Source organism: Rhodococcus sp. P4_C10, assembly GCF_056402135.1.
The window spans coordinates 43,690-54,399 of record NZ_JBFUHZ010000019.1; the positions used below are offsets into that span (position 1 = coordinate 43,690).

Here is a 10,710-nt window from a genome sequence, read left to right on the forward strand (position 1 = left end):
CTGTGGAAACTATCGGCTGGGCAACACTGCAGGTCATCCCGTCGATGCGTGGTGTCGCGGGCACGATGACGAGCGAGCTCGCCGGCCCCGCCCGGCAGGCGGGGCAGGCTGCCGGGCGCGCGGCCGGCGAGGGCATGGCCTCGGGGCTCGAGGCCGCACAGGCTGCCGTCAGCAAGGCGTCCGGGAAGCTCGCCGCAGCGCGGGACAAGGAGGCCGACGCTGCCGGCAAGGTCCGGATCGCCGAGGCCAAGCTGGAGGAGCTCCGGGACAAGAGCAACATGTCGGCCTCCCAGCTCGCGGCGGCCGAGGAGCGGCTCGCGACTGCGCAGCGCAACTCGGATCGGGCCGCCGGGGCCAGAGTCCAGGCCGTCAACGACCTCACTGCGGCCCGCGCCCGTGCTGCCAACGCGGCCGACGAGGGCGAGGAGTCGACGCGTAGGTGGGGCGGCGCCCTCGACGGGCTCGGCGACAAGATCAAGGGCGGCGTTGACGACCTGGGGAAATTCGCGATCGCGGCGGCCGGGATCGGCGGTGCGATCGGCCTCGGCATGCAGGCCATGGACAACATGGACGTCGAGTCGAAGCTGGCGGCGCAGCTCGGCGCCACCGGTGACCTCGCAGCGCAGTACGGCGACATGGCCGGCAGCCTCTGGAAGCAGGGCCTGACCGGTTCGATGGACGAGGCCGCAGACGCGGTCTCGGTCGTCGCGACCTCCTTCGTCACGGCGGGGTCCGAGGGCGAGAAGTCGATCGACCAGATCTCGGCGTCGGCGCTGAGCTTCTCGAAGATCTTCGATACCGACGTCAACGAGTCCGTGCAGACCGCGTCGCAGCTCGTGACGAATGGTCTCGCGAAGGATTCGACCGAGGCGTTCGACCTGATGACAGCCTCGTTCCAGCGGGTGCCGGCGGCGATGCGTGACGAGCTGCCCGAGATTCTCAATGAGTATGGGACGAACTTCCGAGCCCTCGGGTTCGACGGGCAGGAGTCGTTCAACCTCCTTGCTTCCGCGGCCGACAAGGGCAAGTTCGCCCTCGACAAGACCGGGGATGCCCTGAAGGAGTTCACGATTCGTGGCTCCGATATGTCGAAGGCGTCGGCCGATGCGTACAAGTCGATCGGGCTGGACGCGCAGGATATGTCGAACATGGTCGCGATGGGTGGCCAGGATGCCCAGATCGCGCTGCAGGACACCGCCAAGGCGCTCCTCGAAATCGAGATGCCGGCTGATCAAGCAAACGCGGCGATCGCATTGTTCGGCACGCCGCTCGAGGACCTGTCGGTCGACCAGATCCCGCTGTTCCTTGAGAGCCTCACCGGCGCCGAGGACCGCATGGCGGGCTTCGCAGGCTCGGCGCAACAATCCGCCGATACCCTGAACTCCGGTCCCAACCACGCGATGACGGAGCTCAAGAACACCATCCAGGGCGGGCTGACCGATGCCCTCGGCTCGATCGCGCAGTGGATGGTCGACAACCAGGGCGCCACCCAGGCGATGGGTGTCGCGGTCGGTGTCCTGGCCGCTGGGTTCGTTGCGGCCAAGATCGGGATCGCGGGCTATGCCGTCGCGCAGGGTGTAGCCGCCGCGGCCACCGGCGCGGGGGCGGCGTCGCTCGCGGGTAACACCCTGGCGCTGACCGGATACGCAATCGCGCAAGGCGCGGCCCGGATCGCGACCGTGGCAGCGACCGCTGCGCAGTGGCTGCTCAACGCGGCACTGACCGCGAACCCGATCGGCCTCGTCATCGCAGCCGTCACCGCCCTCGTGGGCGGGCTCGTCTGGTTCTTCACCCAGACCGAGGTCGGGCAGAAGATCGTCACCGAAGCCTGGAATGCGATCAAGGCTGGCTGGGACTGGATGTGGGGCGCCGTCTCGACGGGCATCGACGCCTTCGGGGCCGCGCTGGGCTGGATCGGCACCAAGGCGGGCGAGGCGAAGGACTGGGTCGTCGGCAAGTTCAACGACCTCGTCGGATACGTCACCGGGCTGCCGGGCCGGATCAGCTCCGCCGCCTCGGGAATGTGGGACGGTATCACCAACGCCTTCAAGTCGGCGCTGAACTGGGTCATCCAGCGCTGGAACAACTTCCGGCTCAGCTTCGACTTCACGATCCCGGTCATCAACAAGCGCATCCAACTCTCCCTCGACACCCCGGATCTGCCGCTGCTGCGTGACGGCGGCACCATCGCCGGGCGCACCGGCGACGGTCAGCTGTGGGGTCCGGGCGATGGCCGCTCGGACAGCATCGTCGGCGTCAACGCCGCCGGCATCCCGATAGTCCGGGTGGCCGACGGCGAGGGCATCGTCCGCGAGGACGTGATGAGCAACGGCGGTGCCGCGATCGTGGCAGCACTCAACGCTGGGCAGCTCACCGGGCTGAAGGATGGCGGCGTCGTCGGCGGCCTCGCTGATCTCGCGAGCAGGACCTTCCCGGCGCTCCAGCTCACCGATGGCTTCCGCCCCGGCGCGAATGACTACCACGGCGCGGGGAAGGCCGCGGACTTCTCGAACGGTTCGGGCAACACGGACGACCAGCTCGGGTTCGCGAACTTCCTCGCCGACCACTACCAGAACCAGCTGCGGGAACTGATCTACGACGACCCTCGATTTGATCGGCAGATCAAGGATGGCCAGGTCGTGCCCGGCTCGTTCTACGCGGGCGCGGGAGATCATACCCACCACGTGCACGCGGCAATGGACGAGCCGCCGGCCGCGCCGGCGCCGCTGGCACCGGAGGTTGTCCGGATGGACTCGGCGCCGACCGGGCCCGTACCGGACTGGGGGCCGTCCGGTCCCGACAGCACCGGACCGACCACAACCACGACGTCGACCACGACGCCGACCAGCGAGCTCGAGCAGACGTTCTCGGCGCGTGATCGCTGGAAGTCGATGTTCACCGACGTGGCCGGTGTGTGGGCAGATTCGTCGCTGGAGATCTTCGGGCTCGGCGAATATCTCGACCTGGCCGACCGCTACACGATCAAGGCGGACACGAAGACGAGCACCAGCACGGTGACCACGCCGGGATCCGGCGCGCCGTCGATGGCCCCGCCGTCGACGCCGGGCGCTGACCTCCCGGCGTCAGTGGCCGAGTCGGCGATCGACCCGAGCACCGTGCAGGATCGCGGCCCGGGCGACCGTGCCGGAGCCGACCTGTACGCCTACGAGATCGCCCGTGCGGCGAACGAGAAGGGCCTCGGCGAGGCGGCCGCAGTGATCGGCGAGGCGACCGCACTCGTCGAGGCGGGCGACCCGCTGAAGATGTGGGCGAACAACTCTGTGCCCGAGTCGCTGAACTTCCCGCACGATGCGGTCGGTTCGGACTACGACTCGGTCGGGTTGTTCCAGCAGCGAAACAACGGTGCGTGGGGCACGGTCGCTCAGCGGATGACTCCGTTCGAGTCGGCGCTGATGTTCTTCGAGCAGTTCCCGTCCGGCTGGGAGTCGATGGACCCCGGCGCCGTCGCCCAGTCCGTGCAGCGGTCCGCGTTCCCAGATCGCTACGCGCAGCAGATGAGTCGCGGCCAGGCCCTCGTCGACAGCACGGGACTGTTCGACACCGGCGGCGTCTGGGAGCCGGGCACCTTCGGGTTCAACGGCCTGACCGAACCCGAGTACGTCCTCAAGGACGCGCACTGGAAGGTCGCCGAGGCGAATGTCGACAAGGTCGACGAGCTCGTCGGAGCGGGCGTCGGCGGCGGCGGGCCGCGGGTGGTGGTGAACAACTACAACAGCCAGACGATCGCGGATCAGGCGTCGTGGCAACGAGATCAGGCGGAGCGGGACAGCATCGCCATTCTGCGATACGGAGGTTGAGGCGTGGTTGACATTGCGCTCCTCGGAGCCAACGGCAAGAGGCTCGACCTCGCAGGACGTAACGCCGGCCGTCAGGGTGTCATCCTGGCGGCCGGCCAGGTCAAGGGGATCTACGGTGCGCCGATCCTGGGTGACTGGCGGCGCGCCGCTCGGCAGCGCGGCGGCAGCTTCAAGGGCCGCAACTTCGCGTGGCGCGACCTCGCGCTGGGGATGCACCTGTTCGGCGACGACACCCCGTACGGGATCGAGTGGCTCGACAGCCTGCTCGACCAGATGATCACCGACACCCCGGATGAGTGGGACCCGAACGAGCAGCTCGCGCGGCTGGTCGTCAGCTCGAAGCGGGACATCCGCCGGCTGTTCATCCAGCGGTACGACGACACGGATTTCGACCCCGAGTTCGACCCGACGATGGATGACGAGCAGTACGAGAACCCGATCTACAAGGTCCGGGCCGGGATGCCGTTCTGGGAGGGCCGCGAGAAGATCACATTCTTCGAGGGCAAAACCACGTCGGCGTCTGGACACATCCAGGTGTCGAACCCGTCGCCGCTGACGATGCTCCAGTGCTGGACGCTGACGCGGGCCCAGTGGAACATCCCCGATCCGTCGTGGATCGGGCCGAAGGGCAAGCGGGTGCCGGGCGGCGAGTTCGGCAACCGGGTCATCCCGCTGCTACCGATCAGCTCCGTGCACGCAGGGGCTCGGGTCAACTACGACCCGATGCGGCTGATGCTCGAATCCTGGTCGGGCGTGAACCTTCTCGGCGAGAACGGCGGCCGGAACTTCTTCATGCACAAGATCCCGCCGTACACGCCGAAGACGTTGCTGCCGATCTCCTACACCGGAGCGCCGTCTGGTGGCGCCCGGGCCGAACTCCATCAGCCGCGGCTGTGGCCGAAACCGTGGGGAGGTGAGCTGATTTGACCGCCGCCGTCGACTTCAACCTGAGCCTCGCCGAGCAGTGCGCGGCGATCATGGAGGCCACCGAGCGCGCGCACCAGGACCTCGAGCGGCTGCGCCGCGTCCCGCCGCTGGTCCGTCTGTGGACGGGCGGCAACGCCGATCTCGTGCACATCGTCGAGTGCGAGAACCGGGCGCGGTGGGAGGACCCGGACAACGACACCGGGACCGCCACGCTGAAGATGGACTTCTCGCTGCCGCAGGCGCAGTGGCTCAACGACATGTACGGCCGCATCAAGCGCGGCGAGAAGCGCAACGTCCTCGTCTCGATGGACTACATGGGCAACCGGTGGTCCGGCCTCATGGAAGAGGTGTCGGTCGACACCGACGAGCTCGGCTACTCGGAGCTGACCGCGACGTTCCTGTCGGATTTCCAGCAGCTCAAGACGAAGCTGCTGTGGGCCACGCCGGTGATGCCGGCCGGGTTCCAGCCGATCAAGGTGTTCGGACTCGCGGGCCCGGCGCCGTGGGTGTGCCTCACCGCGCTGCACATCAACCTCGTCCGCGAGAACTCCTCACTGCTCACGTTCCCCGACGACCCGCTGAATCCCTCGGCGTGGTGGTCGGGCAACAACATGGCCAACTGGACCGTCGTCGTGAAGCCGACCAGCTTCATGGAGTGGATGGCCAAGGGCGTGCCGTGGGCGATCCTCACGTCACGGTTCAAGTACTGGCACGAGGCCGCGCAGTCGATCCTCGAGGACGCCGAACTGTCGCTGCGGTGGCGGCGCTGGTTCACCGGCGACCCGCCGCCGTGGCCCGGGGCGAAGGTCCGGCACGGCGCGCTCGTCGTGTGGATCGAGGACAAGTCCGGCGTCGAGGCCGGAACCTCGAACGGCGGCACGCTCTTCGACGGCCTGATCCGCACCGTGCGGCAGTACACCGAGGACTTCGTCGAGAACCTCGAGGAGCAGATCACCGACATGCCGGTGGTCGCCGACTACCGGGTGCCGGGCAAGCGCCTGACCGACGCGCGGGTGCCGTACGTCTACTACCCGCCCGACAGTCCGGGCGTGCGGCGCTCGAGCTTCAAGCAGCGGCCGGCCACCGCGGTGCAGCTCGTCACCGGTGGTCACTCGATGCCGGGGGTCAATGAGACCCAGTCGGCCCTGGTGCAAGGCATCTTCGACATCGTCGGCAACGCGCTGCAGGTCGGCTCGGTCGGCGGCTCGATCGACGCCCTGCTCAAGCCGTTCTACGAAGACACCATCCTCGCCTGGATCGCGGTGAAGCTGTTCCAGCGCGCACAGGTCTCCGGCGACTTCCGGTACTTCGAGTACTTCATCGCCAGCGCCGGGAAGGCGTACACGCTCGACTCGCTGATGGTGCTGCGCGCCGGCGCGTACGAGACGCGGACGATCTTCTCCGGCGCGATGGAGATCACCAACGCCGCGCCGTACGTCGTCGGCGCACCCGGCGTCGGGCACTTCGACAAGGGTGACCGGGTCGTGACCCGGATCCCCGGCGACCTGACCCGGCGAGTCCACGTCGAGCGGGTGTCGAAGACCGTCCTCGAGTGGGACCCCGACAAGTTCCCCGAGTACGAGATCGTGCTCGGCGGCGAACGGCTGCAACAGGATCCGCTCGTCCGGCTCATGCGCCACATCGACAAAACCAAGTCCGACCTCAAGGAAGCGGGGGTGTTCTGATGGAACCCGACGACATTCCGCAGCGCGAGAACTGCGACCTCGACGACCCGGAGCAGATGTTCTGGTGGATGTGCGTCAGCTGGCCCGAACTCAAGGGGGCGCTGGCGATGCTGCCGTTCGCGTACTACCGCCTCGTCTCGAAGCGTCTGCACGACCTCGGGGCCCGACTGAAGTGCGACAACTGCGGGCACATGGCCGAGCCGACTCTGAAACTGCGGCTGCCGCAGACCGAGGCGCACTGGATGACCGGCAACGCCAAGTGGGTACCGATCGACGAGCCGGACCCGCCGCGCATCGAAGCCGTCGACCTCGTCCGGAAGATGCCGCAGGAACTGCGATCCCAACTCGACCAGGCGCTCGACACGATCCGCGCCGAGGAATCCATGCAGAGCGGAGGAGACGCCCAGTGACGCAGAAGCGACTGCCCTACGACCGCACAATCGTCGGCCAGGAGACGAGCTACTGGTGCGGGCCCGCGTCGGCGCAGGTGGTGCTGAACTCGCGCGGCATCCATGTCGACGAGGCGCAGCTCGCCCGCGAGATCGGCACCACTTGGAACGGCACCGACTTCGTCGGGCTGATCGAGCGGGTCCTCGACGCCCGCGTGCCCGATGCCCGGTACACGTCGGTGGCGATGCCGAACGACCCGCCGACCGGTGAGCAGTGCGAGCGGCTGTGGCGCGACCTCGTCCGGTCGATCGATGCCGGGTGGGGCGTCATCGCGAACGTTGTTGCACCGCCGTCGAACTATCCGCGCGCGGTGGCGCCGTCGACGATCTCGCCCGCGTACGGTGGCGGCGACGTCTACCACTACTTCACGGTGATGGGCTACGACGATGCGGGCCCGGTCGGGCGCGCGGTGTGGATCGCCGACTCCGGGTTCCCGCCGTTCGGGTACTGGATGAGCTTCGACCAGCTGTGCACGCTGATCCCGCCGAAGGGGTACGCGTACGCCGACGTAGACCCGGCGCCCGCGCCGCCGCCTCCCCCGCCGCCGCGCGGCATGGATGCCCGAGCCCTGGCGCAGGCGATGGGGGGTGGCGTCTCACTCGAGCGGTACGCCGCGCTGCTGCCCGGGTTCACCGCGGCGATGCGCGAGGCCGGGTGCACCACGGTGGAACGCGCGGCGATGTGGTGTGCGCAGCTCGGCCACGAGTCGGCCGGCCTCCGGTACATGGAGGAGATCGCCGACGGCTCTGGGTACGAGGGCCGCGCCGATCTCGGCAACGTCCAGCCGGGCGACGGTCGGCGGTTCAAGGGCCGCGGTCCGATCCAGGTGACCGGCCGCCACAACTACACCGAGTGCTCACGATGGGCGCACGGCCGCGGACTCGTGCCGACGCCGACGTTCTTCGTCGATCGGCCCGACGAGCTCGCATCCGACCGGTACGGATTCCTCGGGCCGGTCTGGTACTGGACCGTCGCCCGGCCGCAACTCAATGCGCTCTCCGATGCCCGCAACCTCGACGGCGCAACGCGCGCGATCAACGGTGGCACGAACGGCATCGCAGACCGCAGTACCCGCTACCAGCGGTGCCTCGACATGGGTGCCGCGCTACTCCCCGAGGAGGGGTTCCTGATGGCACTGACCGAAGATCAGCAGCGCGAGCTGTACGACGCGATCTGTGGCCGCCGGCCGTCGCTCGTCGAGGACGAGTTCCTCGGCGGCCAGCCGCGCGGCGAGTTCGACTCGCCGACCTACGCGCGGACCGCGGACTACCACGCCTTCCACGCGCACCGGATCGCCGCGGAGAACGAGCAGCGGATCGCCGAACTGGAGAACAAGATCGGAGGCGCGAAGTGATCACGTCCCCGACTGCCCGCAAGTGGATCTACGTCGTCAACCCGGTCGTCGGGGCGGTGCTGCTGGTGCTCGTCACGGCTGGGGTGATCGACCCCGGCACGAGTGCCAACATCGCGACCGCGGTGGCGAGTCTCCTCGCCGTCGCGACCGGCGGACTCGCCGCCTCGAACATCTCGCCGCGGCCGGCGCAAATCTCGCGTGACGGCGTGCAGGTGATCACGGATGCGCTCGACGCCTACGCCGCCCGGGGGCACACGCTGCCGCCGGTCGGTCAGGTGATCAACGCCGGGGCCGCCGCCTTCGATCAGGCCGTCCTGGCTGGCGGCGCGGCCGTCGACCGGGCTCGTGCCGGGCTCGAACAGCGGCTGGGGCGGTAGGCGCATGGCGGACGACGCAGAGATCGGCATCCCGTCGGAGTCGCTGCACCACCCCGTCGTGATCGCCGTCGGCGTCCTGGTCGCAGTCCTGCTCCTCGCGCGGTTCGCGATTCCGTCCGCCCGGGCAACGGTCGTCCCCGCGTGGCGGTGGGCAACCGGTCGCGACACCCGCGCGTACGGACAGTTGCTCGGCGAGGTGGAGCTGCTGCGCACCCAGCTCGAGGAGTCGCGCGAGGAGCGACAGAAGGCCGATGATCGGCACTCGCAGGAGATCGCCGCGATGCGCACCCAGCACGAGGAAGACATGACATTCATTCGGGCTGAGCTGCTGGAAACGCGCCGTCAGCTTCTCGCAGCGACGGTGGGCAAGGAGGTGTGATCGCCGATGGCTTCCTCTCTCCCAGAACGCACCCCGGATGGCACTCTCAACGGTCTCGGCGGTATCGCGGCGTGGTCCAACAAGCAGCAGTCGGAGTACGAGGCCGAGCAGCGCGGACGCATCCAGGTGAAGGTCAACCCGATCGCCGCGTTCGTCGGAAGCATCACCAACGCGCTGCTCGGCATCTTCAACCCCAACGGCCACTTCGCCGGAATCGGACAGTGGGCGCAGGCGAAGCAGGAAGACATCTCGACCCTGCAGAGCAAGACGCAGAAGCTCGAAGGCGTCATCGGCTACGGCCACTCGTACTCGGACGGCGGCCAGTCGCCCGCGATCGCCGGCGACATCCGCATCCCGGTCGATCGCCAGATCGGCGCGCTCGTCGGGGCCACGATCGTGAACGGCTCGATCTACCTGGCCAGCAGAGGGCTCTGGATTGCCGACGGGCAGTTGTCGTTTGAGGGGTACACCACCCTCGGCTCGACGTACTTCAACGTGCAGATCAGGGTCTACGCACCGAACGGGACCCTGCATTTCCAGCGGATCGCGGAAGCGGTCACCGGAGAGCGGGAGACCCTGACGGTCCATGTGCCGTTCACCGTCCCCGACCCGGGGTACTACGTCGAGCTGTGGGCAAATGCCGCGTTCGGTCGAGGTATCCGCGGCGGCAGCGTGTGGAACGGCATGTCGGTCGACAAACGAAGCACGGAGAAATCATGATCCTCGACCCATTTTCGATGACCTTCGACGCCTCAGAAATGGCTGACGCCGAGATCGAGGAGCTTGCCGTCGCGCTCATTGCCGTGTCGGGCGACCCCGACGCCGACCCGGCGCCGCTGATCGCCGCGCTACGCAATGCTGCGGCTCGCGAGCGCGCGCTCGAGGACCCGTACTGGCGAGATCTCGTGAACAAGGAAGCCGCCGAGGATCGCGGCGAAACCTGGGAGGTTCAATGACCATCATCACCGAGAACTTCGCCACGCTCGGGCTCACACCCGACAGCGATGTCACCGTCTCTTTCTGTGGTGTGCCGATCCGGGAGAACTCGGTGGGCGACGGCGTGATCACCCCGACGCCGATCGTGGTGCGGGCGGTCGCCGGCGTCGTGACGTCGCCGGAGCTCGACCCGGGCCCGGCGCGCGTCGAGGTCGCGGCCGAGGGCTGGTTCGGCATCTACGACGTGATGATTCCCGCCGCCGGAACACACCGACTGTTCGATCTCGAGGAGATCGTCATCTCCGAGCACAAGGTCATCGTCAAGGGCGACCGCGGTGACGTCGGTGCAGGTGTGAATCTCGCTGGGACGGTGGCGAACTACGCCGAGCTCGCTGCGATCACCCTCGGCCCGGCGGACGCGGGCAAGGCGTACGTCAACAACGGCGACGGCCTGCTCTACGTCTGGTCCGGCAATGGGTGGCCGGCCGAGGGTGACGGCGCCGCGTTCCGTGGGCTGCAGGGGCTCTCGCTCGCCACCATCGCGGTGCAGGGCAACAAGCTGCTGTTCGGCCTGTCCGACTCCACGGCACTGCCTCCCGTCACGGTTCCGGCGCTGACCCAGGCGTCGCAGGACGCGGCCGCAGCGCACACGGACCGGCTCGCCGCCGAGACAGCCCAGTCTGCTGCCGCCGCGGCGCGGGCCGGCGCCGAGGCCGCGCAGGATCTCGCCGAGACCGCGCGCACGGACGCCTACACGGCGCGCGATGCGGCCGCCGGCCACCGC

At 68.5% G+C, this 10,710-nt stretch carries 10 protein-coding genes; all 10 read left to right on the forward strand.

Annotated features, from left to right (window positions below; all coding sequences use genetic code 11):
* The first annotated feature begins 2 nt into the window (after window positions 1–2).
* A complete protein-coding gene (locus AC1DWC_RS15375; protein ID WP_477909353.1) occupies window positions 3–3,818 on the forward strand; it encodes a phage tail tape measure protein in 3,816 nt (1,271 codons plus the stop codon).
* 3 nt (window positions 3,819–3,821) lie between these two features.
* Window positions 3,822–4,745: a hypothetical protein gene (locus AC1DWC_RS15380; protein WP_477909355.1), complete on the forward strand. Its 924-nt coding sequence runs from the start codon at window positions 3,822–3,824 to the stop codon at window positions 4,743–4,745.
* Window positions 4,742–6,430: a Gp37-like protein gene (locus tag AC1DWC_RS15385; RefSeq protein WP_477909357.1), complete on the forward strand. Its 1,689-nt coding sequence runs from the start codon at window positions 4,742–4,744 to the stop codon at window positions 6,428–6,430. Before AC1DWC_RS15380 ends, AC1DWC_RS15385 begins: the two co-directional genes overlap by 4 nt.
* Window positions 6,430–6,840 (forward strand): phage gene 29 protein family protein, encoded by a 411-nt coding sequence (locus AC1DWC_RS15390; RefSeq protein WP_477909359.1) that lies wholly within the window; start codon window positions 6,430–6,432, stop codon window positions 6,838–6,840. Before AC1DWC_RS15385 ends, AC1DWC_RS15390 begins: the two co-directional genes overlap by 1 nt.
* Entirely contained in the window at window positions 6,837–8,234 is a 1,398-nt protein-coding gene (locus AC1DWC_RS15395) for a C39 family peptidase (RefSeq protein ID WP_477909361.1), read from the forward strand. Before AC1DWC_RS15390 ends, AC1DWC_RS15395 begins: the two co-directional genes overlap by 4 nt.
* Window positions 8,231–8,611: a hypothetical protein gene (locus AC1DWC_RS15400; RefSeq protein WP_477909363.1), complete on the forward strand. Its 381-nt coding sequence runs from the start codon at window positions 8,231–8,233 to the stop codon at window positions 8,609–8,611. Before AC1DWC_RS15395 ends, AC1DWC_RS15400 begins: the two co-directional genes overlap by 4 nt.
* Window positions 8,612–8,615: 4 nt before the next feature.
* A complete protein-coding gene (locus AC1DWC_RS15405) occupies window positions 8,616–8,990 on the forward strand; it encodes a hypothetical protein (protein ID WP_477909365.1) in 375 nt (124 codons plus the stop codon).
* 6 nt (window positions 8,991–8,996) lie between these two features.
* The gene (locus AC1DWC_RS15410; protein ID WP_477909367.1) at window positions 8,997–9,710 is read left to right on the forward strand and encodes a hypothetical protein; all 714 of its coding nucleotides are present in this window, start codon (window positions 8,997–8,999) and stop codon (window positions 9,708–9,710) included.
* Complete coding sequence (locus AC1DWC_RS15415) at window positions 9,707–9,946, forward strand: hypothetical protein (RefSeq protein ID WP_477909369.1); 240 nt, start codon at window positions 9,707–9,709, stop codon at window positions 9,944–9,946. The genes AC1DWC_RS15410 and AC1DWC_RS15415 overlap by 4 nt, the downstream gene beginning before the upstream one ends.
* Window positions 9,943–10,710 (forward strand): hypothetical protein (locus tag AC1DWC_RS15420; RefSeq protein ID WP_477909371.1); only part of this gene is annotated, 768 nt, incomplete at its 3' end. The genes AC1DWC_RS15415 and AC1DWC_RS15420, both read left to right, overlap by 4 nt.